Below are 14,472 nucleotides of genomic sequence, written 5' to 3'. Positions count from 1 at the left end.
TCATTTTTGTTTAATCGTTGCGCCATTTTTTGATCGAAATCAGCATCCCACCCCTGCCCCTTTGGTGTTATGCAATGAGTAAATTGTGAACAACATCACGCTCGGGATGGGCAAAAACGACGGGGTATAAAATGGCACGAGTTAAAACGAGTCTGAAACTGTTTGGCGGGGATACGGTAGTGGTACGTTGCTCAGAGCGTTGCCGCATCCATCTGATGAGTACAAAAGGACAGAAGCAATCGCAGGCAGATATCCTTACCGTCCAGGACGATAAGGCCTGGCTGACGGTGCCTTACACCGGCACCTGGGATGTGCTGATCGACAGCCACAGCCAGTCGCTCGAACATTCCGTAAGTTACGTGGCGGCATAACCGTAAACGCCCGGTCAGCCGGGCGTATTATCAGGCAAAACCCGGCCGCAGCGTATTGCTGAGCGGGTTCCCTTCCAGCAGCGCTTTCACCTTCACCACCAGCTCACTCAGACAGTCGTCCTGCATGCCGAGACGCGTCAGCTCCTGATCTAGCGAGAAAAGGTACTGGGCGTTAGTGCCCAGCGGTCCGCTGGCGGTGGCAATGAGCGGGGCAATCACCTGGGTTCGGGTATCGGCTTCATACAGCGGGTGGCGCGGATCCATAATGAACACCAGCGCGTTGACGGTGCGCCCGTCATCCAGTTCCAGCTTGCACCAGCTGGGCATATAGCAGCCCGTGATCATCTCGCGCTTCCACAGCAGCGTCAGCTCATCTTCCAGCGTGGTATCCGGCAGCCGGTATGCCACGCCCGTGGTGCGCCCGCCCTCTTTTAGTGCAAGCATGCGGCCAGGCTGACAGGCGCTGCCGCGTCCGGCGGTCAGGCGCAAACAAAAGGCGCGGTGCCACCCAGGCAGCGTTCCGGTTGCTGATTCAACAAATTCGAGCGCCGGGTTCCACATCAGCGAGCCGTAACCAAAGATCCAGACCGGGCCATCATCCGGGCGGCAGGCCAGCGTTGCCGCAAGCGACGCCGCACGTTGTTCAGCCGACCACAGAAGCGATTCCTCAATAGCACCAAATGCCGTCTTACAATCTGCCTTCATCAAGAAATCACGCGTTAACACATTCCACCTCCGCCACTGCATGCTTCCTTGCGACATCTGTAATTCGCCTTCCCGGCATTCTGTGCTGTTCATTTTAACAGCAGTTGAGCAACGATAAGCAATTCGCGGGCCAGATGCAATACAGCGGCAGGTCAACCGCCTGAAATGTCAAAATGGAGGCAGCGTGTTATTTGGCGGCTATTTCTTTTTGTGCCATTTATCATCGTCCCCTTTCTCATAGTCATTTTTCACGGCGGCCCAGGCCACCTTATGCGCCGTCTCTTCACGGCTGGCATCGTCCCGGCGATCTTCTTTATCTTTGTACTGATCCCAGGCACTGTTAAAGGCTTCTTTGTAGATATCCTGGGCGTGGGCAGGCAATACGTTTTGCACGTTATCCGGTAATTCGCTTTTCGATTTGTATGGCATTGTTAACTTCTCTTTTGGCTAAAAGATAAGTGTGGACGACGATACGCGAGGGTGCCACCCGACAGAAAGAAATGAACAATATAAAAATGCAATTCATTGTTATTAAACTAATATTTAACAGAAATAAGGCATTATAAGCCTCAGGCATAAAAATTATAATAAAGGGTAAAATTAAGTAAAAAATACAGGGTATTTAACAGATTTCTGTTAATTTAATACCTTTAAAATCTATCTATAATTACAAGCACCTGCATTGTTGGAGAAACACATGACAGCAACACACGAGGCGGTAAAAACCCGCCACAAGGAGACCTCTCTCATTTTCCCGGTTCTGGCACTGGCTGTGCTGCTCTTCTGGGGAAGCAGTCAGTCATTGCCAGTGGTTGTGGGGATCAATATTCTGGCTCTGGTGGGTATTTTAACCAGTGCATTTAGCGTGGTACGCCATGCGGATGTGTTAGCCCACCGTCTTGGAGAGCCGTATGGGTCATTAATTTTAAGCCTTTCGGTTGTGATTCTTGAAGTCAGTTTAATTTCCGCATTAATGGCCACCGGCGACGCCGCGCCAACGCTAATGCGCGATACGCTCTACTCCATCATTATGATTGTTACCGGCGGCCTGGTCGGTTTTTCACTTTTATTAGGTGGTCGCAAATTTGCCACCCAGTACATGAACCTCTTTGGCATTAAACAGTACCTGATCGCCCTGTTCCCGCTGGCGATTATTGTGCTGGTATTTCCGATGGCGCTGCCGGGTGCAAATTTCACCACCGGCCAGGCGCTGCTGGTGGCGCTGATTTCCGCGGCGATGTACGGCGTGTTCCTGCTGATCCAGACCAAAACGCACCAGAGCCTGTTTGTTTACGAGCATGAAGACGACGGCGACGACGATGACCCGCATCACGGTAAGCCGTCGGCGCACAGCAGCGCGTGGCATACGGTTTGGCTGATCGTGCATCTGATTGCCGTTATTGCGGTCACCAAGATGAATGCGAACCCGCTGGAGGCGCTGTTAACTGAACTGAACGCGCCGGTCGCCTTTACCGGTTTCCTGGTGGCCCTGTTGATCCTGTCGCCAGAAGGTCTGGGAGCGCTGAAAGCGGTGCTCAATAATCAGGTGCAGCGGGCGATGAATCTGTTCTTCGGCTCCGTTCTGGCGACCATCTCCCTTACCGTTCCGGTGGTGACGCTGATTGCCTTTATGACGGGGAATGAATTGCAGTTTGCGCTGGGTGCGCCAGAGATGATTGTGATGGTGGCATCCTTGCTGCTGTGCCAGATTTCCTTCTCCACCGGCCGCACCAATGTGCTGAACGGCGCGGCGCATATGGCGCTGTTTATTGCGTATCTGATGACTATATTTGCGTAGCCCTTTTGCCCAGCGGCGCTTCGCTTGCAGGGCCTACGGGTTTTGTAGGCCGGGTAAGCGCAGCGCCACCCGGCAATATGCCCCATAAAAAAACCCGCCGAAGCGGGTTTTTTTATTAGTTGCTGGTATCCAGCTCGTCGAAGCTCTTCACCAGATCGTCAATCGCTTTGATCTGTTTCAGGAACGGCTCCAGCTTATCCAGCGGCAGCGCGGATGGACCGTCGCATTTCGCGTTAGCCGGATCCGGGTGCGCTTCAATGAACAGACCCGCCAGGCCGGTTGCCATACCGGCGCGCGCCAGTTCGGTCACCTGCGCACGACGCCCGCCAGACGCGGCGCCAAACGGGTCGCGGCATTGCAGGGAGTGGGTCACGTCGAAAATCACCGGGGACTGGTTAGAGACGTTCTTCATCACGCTGAAGCCCAGCATATCCACAACCAGGTTGTCATAACCGAAGTTTGAACCACGGTCGCAGAGGATCACCTGGTCGTTACCGCCTTCGATAAACTTGTCGACGATGTTACCCATCTGGCCAGGGCTCACGAACTGCGGTTTTTTCACGTTAATCACGGCACCGGTTTTCGCCATCGCTTCTACCAGGTCAGTCTGGCGAGCGAGGAACGCCGGAAGCTGAATCACGTCTACCACATCAGCCACGGGCTGTGCCTGAGACGCTTCGTGCACGTCGGTGATCACTTTCACGCCAAACGTCTGTTTCAGCTCCTGGAAAATCTTCATCCCCTCTTCCAGGCCCGGGCCACGGTAGGAGTGAATGGAGGAGCGGTTGGCTTTGTCAAAAGAGGCTTTAAACACGTACGGGATGCCCAGCTTTTGGGTCACGGTCACGTAGTGTTCGCAGATGCGCATAGCGAGATCGCGGGATTCCAGAACGTTCATACCCCCAAACAGCACGAACGGCAGGTCGTTTGCCACGTTGATATCACCAATGCTAACCACTTTTTGTTTCATAGGATCGCCTTATTCAGGTGTGAATCGGAATTAAGATTAATGCAGTGTAATGTGTTTATGCGCGATCGCGTTAATCTGCGCGCGGATCATCTCGCTGATCGGGTCTTCCGGACATTGCTCGACGAAATAATTCAAATCATTCAGCGCCACGTGCTCGCAGTCGAGCTGCGCATAAATCAGGCCGCGGTCGCGGATTTCGTACGGATCTTCCGGATTGAACTGCAACAGCACTTCGCTTGCGCGCAGAGCCAGCTCCATCTGACGCTCTTCCATCAGCGCAGACTTCAGCGTATCCAGGAGCTTGCGGATCACTTCGGCGTTATCGGCTTCATCGAGATCTTCATTGAACAGCTCCGCTATCGGGCTGATGTTGCCTTTCAGCCAGACGTCCAGCGTATGCTCATCCAGCGTGTCGCCGTTAAACGGATTGATTAACCACATCTCACCGTCCAGCCACTCCGCCCGCAAAATCATCTGCGTCGGGAAAATGACCGGCACCAGTGGAATATCCAGCTCGTGCGCAACCCACAGTAAAATGGCGCCCAACGCGACGGCGCTGCCCTGACGATTTTTCAACACCTGGTCCAGCCACAGTGCGTCAGACAGGCGGTACACGCCTCGCGTGTCACAGAAACCCCATTCGCCGTAGAAAAGCTCAATCAGCTTCTCTAATTGCCAGTCCTGCGGACGTGCCTGATTGATCTCTTCGCGCGCCAGGCTGACCAGATTCTCCAGTTCAGCGTAAACGTACTGTGACGTAAAATCGTCGCGGATCATCTCTGAAATCAGGATCATACCATCGCAGAGCGGCACTTTGTTAAATTCGAAATCGGCTAAGGACCTCATGACTTACCCCAGTAACGGTATTCTTGTGGTGGCGAGTTTAATGATGATGTACAGCACCACCAGACCCAGCAAAAAGGCGATAAACCCTGTCTGCTGGCTGCGCGGACGATGACGCCCAAGCGCGATAAAACCCAAAACGATGTAGATGATAACGCCAAACAGCTTTTCAGTCAGCCATGCGCCTTTATCAGTAAATGGCAGATAGCCGGTTTTCCACATTAACCCGGCTCCGGAAAGGAACAGCACCGTGTCGATACAGTGCGGGGCGATGCGTACCCAGCGGGCGTTAATCAGCGGATTGTTGCTGTAGCGCCACCAGTAGCGGGCAATGAAAAAGCCGATGGTCAGGGCAACGGAAATCAGGTGAACGGAGATCAGCAGCGTAAACAGGCTCATGACCACTGCCCCAGCGTCAGACGTTCATTGCCGCCGTAATCCCGGCAGGTTTCCACGGCAGCGTATCCGGCACGCGTGAACAGCGCTCGCACCGCCTCTCCCTGCGTCCAGCCATGTTCCACCAGCAGCCAGCCACCGGGAAGCAAATGTTGTCGTGACGTTGTCACAATGTGATCGAGATCCGCAAGTCCCTGATTCGCAGCGACCAGCGCGGTCAACGGTTCAAAACGCACGTCGCCCTGCGCGAGATGCGGATCGTCTTCGTCGATGTAGGGCGGATTGCTGACAATCATTTCAAACATGCGGCTTTCAAGCGCGGCAAACCAGCTGCTTTGCAGAACGGAAACATTGTTCAGCCCCAGCCGTTCAACGTTGCGCCGCGCGAGGGCGACCGCATCAGGCATCACGTCTACCGCCGTCACGGTGCAGTCCGGTCGCTCGCTGGCAAGCGCCAGCGCAATCGCGCCGGTGCCAGTACCGAGATCGAGGATCTGACACGGCTGCGTCGGTAACCGCGCCAGCGCCTGCTCCACCAGACACTCGGTGTCCGGGCGCGGGATCAGCGTGGCCGCTGAAACGTACAGCGGAAGTGACCAGAACTCGCGTTCGCCAACCAGATGCGCCACCGGCTCGCCGGTTTTACGGCGGGCAAGCAGCGCCTCCAGCTGCGATTGCTGTTCAGCGGTCAGCGCGGTTTCGCCGAAAGCCAGCAGATATGTGCGGGCTTTACCCGTCACATGCTCAAGCAGAATTTCGGCGTCGCGCTTCGGGCTTTCACTTGCAGAAAGCTCACTGGCGGCATGGCGTAACCAGCGCTGAAAATCCATTAATCCTGCTCGGACAGTGCCGCCAGCTGGTCGGCCTGGTATTCCTGCACGATAGGCTCAATCAGCATATCGAGCTTGCCTTCCATCGCCTCATCCAGACGGTACAGCGTCAGGTTGATGCGGTGGTCGGTTACGCGACCCTGCGGGAAGTTATAGGTGCGGTTACGGTCGCTACGATCGCCGCTGCCCAGCAGGTTACGGCGGGTAGAGGCTTCCGCCTGCTGACGTTTCGCCATTTCCGCCGCGTGAATGCGCGCGCCCAGCACGGATAACGCTTTAGCCTTGTTCTTGTGCTGGGAACGTTCATCCTGACACTCAACCACAATCCCGGTGGGCAGGTGAGTAATACGGATAGCGGAGTCGGTGGTGTTAACGTGCTGACCACCTGCCCCTGAAGAGCGGAAGGTGTCGATGCGCAGATCCGCCGGGTTGATATCCGGCAGTTCCGCTTCCGGCAGCTCCGGCATCACCGCCACCGTACAGGCTGACGTATGAATGCGTCCCTGAGATTCTGTCGCAGGCACGCGCTGCACGCGGTGACCGCCGGATTCAAACTTGAGACGACCGTACACGCCGTCGCCGCTGATCTTGGCGATAACCTCTTTGTAGCCGCCATGCTCGCCTTCGTTGGCGCTCATGATCTCCACGCGCCAGCGACGGGATTCGGCATAACGACTGTACATACGGAACAGATCCCCGGCGAACAGCGCCGCTTCGTCGCCGCCGGTACCGGCGCGGACTTCCACAAAGGCGTTACGCTCATCGTCCGGATCTTTCGGCAGCAGAAGCACCTGAAGCTGCTGCTCCATCTCTTCTGAACGCGCTTTCGCGTCCTGCAACTCTTCCTGCGCCATCTCGCGCATCTCAGGATCGTCGAGCATCATCTGCGCGGTTTCGATATCTTCCTGGACCTGTCGCCAGTCGGTAAAGCATTTAGAAACATCACTTAACTGCGCGTATTCACGCGACAGCGCGCGAAAACGTTCCTGGTCGGCAATGATCCCGGCATCGCCGAGCAGCGCCTGGACTTCTTCATGGCGCTCGTGCAGAGCTTCCAGTTTAGCGACGATAGAAGGCTTCATAGGCGTAAATGCACCTTGTCTTAGAAAATGGGTATAGGGCGCTATTCCAGCCCGAGGCTGTTGCGCAGAATTGTCAGGCGTTCATCGTCCCCGTCACGGGCAGCCTGCTGAAGAGATTTGGTTGGGGCATGGATCAGGCGGTTGGTCAGTTTCCAGGCCAGATCCTGCATAATCGCCTGCGCGTCGCCGCCCTGTTCAAGGGCCGCTAACGCTTTGGCCGTCAGGTCATCACGCACCTGCTCCGCCTGACCGCGGTATTCGCGGATGGTCTCGCTGACGCTTTGCGCGCGCAGCCAGGCCATAAATTCGCTGGTTTCCTGTTCAACGATGGTTTCCGCCTGCACAGCCGCCGCCTTACGCTGGGCAAGGTTGTGCGAAATGATGCTTTGCAGATCATCCACGCTGTACAGGTAGGCGTTCGCCAGTTTGCCCACTTCCGGTTCGACATCACGCGGAACGGCGATATCCACCAGCAGCATCGGCTGATTGCGGCGGGATTTCAGCGCACGCTCGACCATCCCTTTCCCGATAATCGGCAGCGGGCTGGCGGTAGAACTGATAATAATGTCCGCCTCTTTCAGACGTTCATCGATGTCGCTCAGCGCAATCACCTCAGCGCCCACTTCATCTGCCAGCACCTGCGCACGTTCGCGGGTGCGGTTGGCAATGATCATCTTCTTCACCTTGTGTTCGCGAAGATGGCGCGCCACCAGCTCGATGGTTTCGCCCGCTCCCACCAGCAGTACGGTGACGGTCGACAGGGATTCAAAAATTTGACGGGCAAGGGTACAGGCCGCGAAAGCAACCGAAACCGCACTGGCGCCAATGTCGGTTTCGGTTCGCACACGCTTCGCCACGGAGAATGACTTCTGGAACATTCGTTCCAGTTCGCTGGCTTTCAGATGCCCTTTCTGGGAATCCGCGAAGGCTTTTTTCACCTGGCCAAGGATCTGCGGCTCGCCCAGCACCAGCGAATCCAGACCGCTGGCCACGCGCATCAGATGGCTGACCGCATCGTTATCCTGATGCCAGTACAGGCTGTTGCGCAGCTCTTCTTCGTTGAGGTTGTGGTAGTCACACAGCCAGCGGATCAGCGCCTCGTGCAGGTTGTCCTGCTCTTCTACGCTCAAATACAGCTCGGTACGGTTGCACGTCGACAGCACCACGCCACCCTGCACCATCGGCTGTGCAAGCAGGCTGTCCAGCGCCAGGTCGAGCGTATCCGGCGAAAACGTAACGCGTTCTCGCAGTGAAACCGGGGCCGTTTTGTGGTTAATACCGAGTGCTAATAGGGTCATGTTGAGCGGGAGTAGTACCAGCGTTAATAAGGTTAGCAGGACGCATCATACAGGATGCGCGAGATCAATAAAAGAGACTGCCCCCTTTCGGAGTAATAGCTTACGCCACGCTTTGAGATAATTTGAACGTAGACGGTGGCACCCTTCAACGCTAGCATTAACAGTTATAACTGCAACGTATCTCAAGGATTTGTCATCATTATGACCCGAATGATTCGCCTGCTGCCTCTGGCGGCCCTGGTTCTGACCGCCTGTTCCGTTCATCAGCCGAAAGGCCCGGGCAAAAGCCCTGACTCACCGCAGTGGCGTCAGCACCAGCAGGACGTGCTGAAATTAAGCCAGTACCAGACCCGCGGTGCATTTGCTTATCTCTCTGACGAACAAAAAGTTTACGCTCGCTTCTTCTGGCAGCAAACGGGTCAGGACAACTATCGCCTGCTGCTGCTGAACCCGCTGGGCAGCACCGAGCTGGAGCTTAACGCGAAGCCTGGCGAAGCGCAGATCACCGATAACAAAGGCCAGCACTACACGGCAACCGACGCCGAAGAGATGATTGGCAAGCTGACCGGAATGCCGATTCCGCTCAATAGTCTGCGCCAGTGGATCCTCGGCCTGCCGGGTGACGCAACCGACTATACGCTCGACGATCAATACCGTCTGAGCCAGGTGAACTACACCCAGGGCGGTAAAACCTGGAAAGTGGTGTACAGCGCGTATGACAGCAAGACGCAACCGTCGCTGCCGTCCAATATGGAGCTGACGCAGGGTAGCCAGCGTATCAAGCTGAAAATGGACAACTGGATCGTTAAATGATGACCCACTGGCCCTCTCCCGCAAAACTGAACCTGTTTCTCTACATTACCGGGCAGCGCGCTGACGGCTATCACACCCTGCAAACCCTGTTTCAGTTTGTCGATTACGGCGACACCATCTCCATCGAACCGCGTCAGGACGGGCAGATTTGCCTGCTGACGCCGGTCGACGGCGTGGCGCATGACGATAACCTGATCGTGCGCGCTGCCCGCCTGCTAATGAAAACGGCGTCGACGTCGGGTCGTCTGCCGGCGGGAAGCGGTGCGGATATCCGTATCGACAAACGCCTGCCGATGGGCGGCGGTCTTGGCGGCGGCTCATCAAACGCCGCGACCGTACTGGTGGCGCTTAACCACCTCTGGGGCTGCGGTCTGACGACGGACGAACTGGCAGCGTTAGGGTTGACGCTGGGCGCCGATGTACCGGTGTTTGTGCGCGGCCACGCGGCGTTCGCTGAAGGTGTCGGTGAAATCCTCACGCCGGTCGATCCGCCGGAAAAATGGTATCTGATCGTTCACCCCGGCGTGAGCATTCCTACCCCGGTCATCTTTAAAGATCCTGACCTGAAAAGAAATACCCCGGCACGGTCAATAAAAACGTTATTAAATTGTGAATTCAGCAACGATTGCGAGGATATCGCAAGAAAACGTTTTCGCGAGGTTGATGCGGTGCTTTCCTGGCTGTTAGAATACGCGCCGTCGCGCCTGACCGGTACAGGGGCCTGTGTCTTTGCTGAATTTGACACCGAAACCGCCGCCCGTCAGGTGCTTGAGCAAGCGCCGGTTTGGCTGCATGGTTTTGTAGCACGCGGGATGAACACCTCCCCCCTACAGCAGGCCATTCTGGCGCAGACTGAGTTTCGGTGACAACGTCACCCTGTTCCAGACGTTGCATCGCGCTCTTTAATACACCGCCTGGATAGCGTTTGCTTAGGCCCCGCAGTTTGCGGCGAACGCTATCCACCACTGGACGCATGCCTGAGGTTCTTCTCGTGCCTGATATGAAGCTTTTTGCTGGTAACGCCACCCCGGAACTAGCACAACGTATTGCCAACCGCCTGTACACTTCCCTCGGCGACGCCGCTGTAGGTCGCTTTAGCGACGGCGAAGTCAGCGTACAAATTAACGAAAATGTACGCGGTGGTGATATTTTCATCATCCAGTCCACCTGTGCTCCAACGAATGACAACCTGATGGAATTGGTTGTTATGGTCGACGCGCTGCGTCGTGCTTCTGCTGGCCGTATCACTGCTGTTATTCCTTACTTTGGCTATGCACGTCAGGACCGTCGCGTCCGTTCCGCGCGTGTGCCAATCACCGCTAAAGTTGTCGCTGACTTCCTGTCCAGCGTCGGCGTTGACCGCGTACTGACGGTTGACCTGCACGCAGAGCAGATCCAGGGCTTCTTCGACGTGCCGGTTGATAACGTATTCGGCAGCCCAATCCTGCTGGAAGACATGCTGCAACTGAATCTGGACAACCCGATTGTGGTTTCTCCGGACATCGGCGGCGTGGTACGTGCTCGTGCTATCGCGAAGCTGCTGAACGATACCGACATGGCGATCATCGACAAACGCCGTCCGCGCGCTAACGTTTCTCAGGTGATGCACATCATCGGTGACGTGGCTGGCCGCGACTGCGTGTTGGTGGACGACATGATCGATACCGGCGGTACGCTGTGTAAAGCCGCTGAAGCGCTGAAAGAGCGTGGTGCGAAACGCGTATTCGCTTACGCCACTCACCCGATCTTCTCCGGCAATGCGGTAAACAACCTCCGTAACTCCGTCATTGACGAAGTTGTGGTGTGCGATACCATTCCACTGAGCGACGAGATCAAAGCGCTGCCAAACGTGCGTACGTTGACTCTGTCCGGGATGCTGGCCGAAGCGATTCGTCGTATCAGCAACGAAGAATCGATCTCTGCAATGTTCGAACACTGATCGAACACGGCCAAAAAACCCGCTACGGCGGGTTTTTTTGTTTATAGTATTTATTTGTATGACTTATGCCTCCTTCACCTGCCATTCACATGACAGATGATGCGCACACGGATGATAGATAATTGTGAAAAACGTAACCTCCTCACATGTTCTGCCCTTTCGCGCCCTCATCGACGCCTGCTGGAAAGAGAAATACACATCGTCACGCTTTGTTCGTGACCTGATAGCCGGGATCACCGTCGGGATTATTGCCATCCCGCTGGCGATGGCGCTGGCGATTGGTAGCGGCGTCGCGCCGCAGTACGGGCTGTACACCTCGGCCGTTGCGGGGATTATGATTGCGCTGACGGGCGGGTCCCGCTTCAGCGTCTCCGGCCCGACTGCCGCCTTTGTGGTGATCCTCTACCCGGTTTCCCAACAGTTTGGTCTGGCAGGCCTGCTGGTTGCCACCCTGATGTCCGGCATCTTTTTAATTCTGTTTGGTCTGGCCCGCTTTGGTCGCCTGATTGAATATATTCCCCTTTCCGTAACGCTGGGGTTCACCTCGGGGATTGGGATTACCATCGGGACCATGCAGATTAAGGATTTCCTCGGCCTGCAAATGGCCCATGTTCCGGAGCACTATTTACAGAAAGTGGGCGCGCTGTTTATGGCGTTGCCGACGGCCAACCTGGGCGATGCAGCCATTGGCATCGTTACCCTCGGCACACTTATCGTCTGGCCTCGCTTAGGCATTCGTCTCCCGGGGCATCTGCCCGCTCTGCTGCTGGGCTGCGCGGTGATGGGCGTTGTCAACCTGCTCGGTGGACAGGTCGCCACCATTGGCTCCCAGTTCCACTATGTTCTGGCGGACGGCTCACAGGGCAGCGGCATTCCGCAGCTGCTGCCGCAGCTGGTTCTGCCGTGGGACATGCCGGGCTCAAGCTTCACCCTAAGCTGGGATTCCCTTCGCGCTCTGCTGCCTGCCGCGTTCTCCATGGCAATGCTGGGCGCGATTGAATCCCTGCTCTGCGCCGTCGTGCTCGACGGCATGACCGGCACTAAGCACAAAGCCAACAGCGAGCTGGTCGGCCAGGGCTTAGGGAACATCGTTGCACCGTTCTTCGGCGGTATTACCGCTACGGCTGCGATTGCCCGTTCCGCCGCGAACGTACGTGCGGGCGCGACATCACCGGTTTCGGCGGTCATTCACTCCCTGCTGGTGATCATGGCGCTGCTGATCCTTGCCCCGCTGCTTTCATGGCTTCCGCTCTCGGCCATGGCTGCGCTGCTGCTGATGGTGGCCTGGAACATGAGTGAGGCGCATAAGGTGGTTAACCTGCTGCGCCGTGCGCCGAAAGACGACATTATCGTGATGCTGATCTGCATGTCGTTGACCGTACTGTTCGATATGGTTATCGCCATCAGCGTCGGCATTGTGCTGGCCTCGCTGCTGTTTATGCGCCGCATCGCGCAGATGACGCGTCTCTCCCCGGTTAACGTTGAGGTGCCTGACGATGTGCTGGTGCTGCGCGTGATTGGTCCGCTGTTCTTCGCCGCAGCGGAAGGTTTGTTCAGCGATTTGGAATCCCGCATCGCGGGCAAACGGATTGTGGTGCTGAAATGGGATGCCGTCCCGGTGCTGGATGCCGGCGGTCTGGATGCCTTCCAGCGCTTTGTTGTGCGTCTGCCGGAAGGCTGTGAACTGCGGGTGAGTAACCTTGAATTCCAGCCCCTGCGCACCATGGCGCGCGCGGGCGTGCAGCCAATCCCTGGCCGATTGTCCTTCTACCCTAACCGTGAAGCTGCGTTAGCGGATCTGTGAGTCATCTGATGCAGAGACGCGTCTTTGCATCATCACCCCGATCGCCTGCTGGAGCCATTCAAGCACGGCAGGCGTCATCCACGTGCCCTTCATCAGATGCGGCTCCTGCTGCATGGCGAGACGAAATTTTTGCTGGGTCTGCGGGTTTGTTCCCGCATAGGACTGGAATAAAACCAGCCAGTTTTCTGCCAGCTTTTGCGCATCGTCAGAAGCGGGACTGAGATTATCCCGCTGCGCCTGATGCAACTTCGCCACCAACGGCGGCCACTCCATCATCCGGTCAAAGTAGTGCGACCGGGTAAAGGCCATCTCTTCGGCAGTGAGATATTTCTCCCAGATGCTGAGCTTTGATTCGGCAAACGCCCGCGTGATGTAATCAGTTATCTCCGGCGTAATGCCGGTTTGCTCCTGCATCTGCGGCTCCACGCTGTGCATCTCGTTCAGACGGGTCAAAAATTCCGGTTTGCCTGCGGTATCCTGCTCCAGGCGTTCCATCCACCGTGAAGCCAAATCGGTCGCCCGCGCGTCCGTGACGCTGACGTTCTGTTCCAGCAAGTGTTTAACCTCCGTCACCAGCCCCGACCAGATATCCGCCAGCGCCTCTTTCTCTACCGCAAACGGCAGTTGCTGCAACTCTTCTTTGCTAAACCAGTGATCGTACATATTCATTAACTCCAGAGTCTGTAGCCAGGATTCCAGATCCGGCGTCGCATCGTCGGTCAGCCCGGTACGCAACTCCACCAGCCGGTTGCGCAGCGTATGGATACTACGCAGTTGCTTGTCCAGCAGAGTGATTTGCCCGTCGAGTAATTCGGCTAATGACAGCGAACGCTGTTCCAGAAAATCCCTGATTTCGGCAAGCTCCAGCCCGGCTTTTGCCAGCGTCTGGATCATATGCAGACGCTGCACATCCGTCAGGTTATAAAGCCGGTAGCCTGCCGCGCTTCTGGCAGAAGGTAACAACAGCCCTGTTTGCTCGTAGTGATGCAAAGTCCGCACGGTGATCCCGGCACGTTTCGCCAGTTCACCCACCTGTATCAACATAACGGCTCCTTTTGTTCTGCCAGTGTCGTTACTCTGGAGCCTTACGTTACGTGAGGGTCAATGCGTCATGCAAAAAAAAACGACTTCAGATGAAGTCGTTTCGGTGTTCTTTATGGGGCACTAGCTATGCTTGCGCTGGTCGCGGCGGCATCGTTTATCGTAATGGCGCACCCACCAGTATTTATCGCAGACTTCCTCATGTCCGCTCACGCGCGCCCCGGCGAGCCACAATACCGCACCTAGGAAGATACTCAGCACCGCGCCATGCGCAAAGTATTGTGGGAGGTCAAGCTGCGGTAATTGGTTTAAGATTGAATAACCGACACCGGCGACCATCACGAACAGTCCCAACCCCATTAGCACGTTACCGAGCATTGAAGCGTTTTTGCGTTTCATATGTCACCTCCGGAACTTTGGGTTGTCAGGGGAAAAGCCCCTTCTCCTTGTGTGTAAAGTATAGACAACGCCTCTTATATGAGTTGCGTGAATGATCACATTTACAGATCACTCCCGGACAAAAATTTACAAATAAGACATTGAACAGCTTGAAATTCTAATTGTTCAAAGAGGAAATTATTC

The 14,472-nt window shown here is 56.0% G+C and carries 16 protein-coding genes; 6 read left to right on the top strand and 10 right to left on the bottom strand.

All coding sequences use genetic code 11. The annotated features are described in order from the left end of the window. The first annotated feature begins 131 nt into the window (after nt 1-131). Nucleotides 132-371, top strand: a complete 240-nt coding sequence (locus tag SK62_RS09055) for a hypothetical protein (RefSeq protein WP_015570352.1) — start codon at nt 132-134, stop codon at nt 369-371. A gap of 30 nt (nt 372-401) precedes the next feature. Here the strand turns inward: SK62_RS09055 and SK62_RS09050 are convergent, their stop codons facing one another. Next, complete coding sequence (locus tag SK62_RS09050; protein WP_047719485.1) at nt 402-1,097, bottom strand: gamma-glutamylcyclotransferase; 696 nt, start codon at nt 1,095-1,097, stop codon at nt 402-404. Between the two features lie 177 nt (nt 1,098-1,274). Beyond that, nucleotides 1,275-1,505: a putative cation transport regulator ChaB gene (chaB, locus tag SK62_RS09045; RefSeq protein WP_003856674.1), complete on the bottom strand. Its 231-nt coding sequence runs from the start codon at nt 1,503-1,505 to the stop codon at nt 1,275-1,277. 268 nt (nt 1,506-1,773) lie between these two features. On the opposite strand from chaB, the gene chaA reads away from it, so the two are divergent. Beyond that, nucleotides 1,774-2,874, top strand: a complete 1,101-nt coding sequence (gene chaA / locus SK62_RS09040; protein WP_003856672.1) for a sodium-potassium/proton antiporter ChaA — start codon at nt 1,774-1,776, stop codon at nt 2,872-2,874. Nucleotides 2,875-2,989: 115 nt separating this feature from the next. Here chaA and kdsA read toward each other — a convergent pair whose 3' ends face one another. From kdsA to hemA, 6 genes are read right to left on the bottom strand one after another with little or no spacing between them, the layout of a single operon-like run. Continuing rightward, nucleotides 2,990-3,844: a 3-deoxy-8-phosphooctulonate synthase gene (gene kdsA / locus SK62_RS09035; RefSeq protein WP_003856671.1), complete on the bottom strand. Its 855-nt coding sequence runs from the start codon at nt 3,842-3,844 to the stop codon at nt 2,990-2,992. A gap of 36 nt (nt 3,845-3,880) precedes the next feature. Next, nucleotides 3,881-4,690 carry an invasion regulator SirB1 gene (gene sirB1, locus SK62_RS09030; RefSeq protein WP_006810913.1) on the bottom strand — a complete coding sequence of 270 codons (810 nt, stop codon included), beginning with the start codon at nt 4,688-4,690 and terminating at the stop codon, nt 3,881-3,883. A gap of 3 nt (nt 4,691-4,693) precedes the next feature. Continuing rightward, on the bottom strand, nt 4,694-5,086 hold the full coding sequence (gene sirB2, locus SK62_RS09025) for an invasion regulator SirB2 (protein ID WP_023296762.1): 393 nt from the start codon (nt 5,084-5,086) through the stop codon (nt 4,694-4,696). After that, the gene (gene prmC, locus SK62_RS09020) at nt 5,083-5,913 is read right to left on the bottom strand and encodes a peptide chain release factor N(5)-glutamine methyltransferase (RefSeq protein WP_045348625.1); all 831 of its coding nucleotides are present in this window, start codon (nt 5,911-5,913) and stop codon (nt 5,083-5,085) included. Before prmC ends, sirB2 begins: the two co-directional genes overlap by 4 nt. Continuing rightward, nucleotides 5,913-6,995, bottom strand: coding sequence for a peptide chain release factor 1 (gene prfA / locus SK62_RS09015; protein ID WP_023296764.1), 1,083 nt, complete (start codon nt 6,993-6,995; stop codon nt 5,913-5,915). The genes prmC and prfA overlap by 1 nt, the downstream gene beginning before the upstream one ends. A 41-nt stretch (nt 6,996-7,036) precedes the next feature. Continuing rightward, a complete protein-coding gene (gene hemA / locus SK62_RS09010; RefSeq protein WP_003856666.1) occupies nt 7,037-8,293 on the bottom strand; it encodes a glutamyl-tRNA reductase in 1,257 nt (418 codons plus the stop codon). 201 nt (nt 8,294-8,494) lie between these two features. Between hemA and lolB the strand changes: the two genes are divergently transcribed. From lolB to dauA, 4 genes are all read left to right on the top strand, one after another. Further along, the gene (gene lolB, locus SK62_RS09005; RefSeq protein WP_003856665.1) at nt 8,495-9,106 is read left to right on the top strand and encodes a lipoprotein insertase outer membrane protein LolB; all 612 of its coding nucleotides are present in this window, start codon (nt 8,495-8,497) and stop codon (nt 9,104-9,106) included. Then, complete coding sequence (ispE, locus tag SK62_RS09000) at nt 9,103-9,972, top strand: 4-(cytidine 5'-diphospho)-2-C-methyl-D-erythritol kinase (RefSeq protein WP_017693293.1); 870 nt, start codon at nt 9,103-9,105, stop codon at nt 9,970-9,972. Before lolB ends, ispE begins: the two co-directional genes overlap by 4 nt. A gap of 125 nt (nt 9,973-10,097) precedes the next feature. Beyond that, on the top strand, nt 10,098-11,045 hold the full coding sequence (gene prs, locus SK62_RS08995; RefSeq protein WP_003856663.1) for a ribose-phosphate diphosphokinase: 948 nt from the start codon (nt 10,098-10,100) through the stop codon (nt 11,043-11,045). Between the two features lie 124 nt (nt 11,046-11,169). Continuing rightward, nucleotides 11,170-12,849 (top strand): C4-dicarboxylic acid transporter DauA, encoded by a 1,680-nt coding sequence (dauA, locus tag SK62_RS08990; RefSeq protein ID WP_040117750.1) that lies wholly within the window; start codon nt 11,170-11,172, stop codon nt 12,847-12,849. Here the strand turns inward: dauA and SK62_RS08985 are convergent. Further along, the gene (locus SK62_RS08985) at nt 12,835-13,893 is read right to left on the bottom strand and encodes a MerR family transcriptional regulator (RefSeq protein ID WP_047719484.1); all 1,059 of its coding nucleotides are present in this window, start codon (nt 13,891-13,893) and stop codon (nt 12,835-12,837) included. The genes dauA and SK62_RS08985 overlap by 15 nt on opposite strands. A gap of 120 nt (nt 13,894-14,013) precedes the next feature. After that, a complete protein-coding gene (gene ychH / locus SK62_RS08980) occupies nt 14,014-14,289 on the bottom strand; it encodes a stress-induced protein YchH (protein ID WP_003856655.1) in 276 nt (91 codons plus the stop codon). Between the last annotated feature and the right edge of the window lie 183 nt (nt 14,290-14,472).

This window comes from Enterobacter sp. BIDMC109 (assembly GCF_001037885.1).
Lineage (GTDB): Bacteria > Pseudomonadota > Gammaproteobacteria > Enterobacterales > Enterobacteriaceae > Enterobacter > Enterobacter hormaechei_C.
The sequence above is the reverse complement of the archived record's forward strand: the minus strand, read 5'-3'. Positions and strand labels throughout refer to the sequence as shown.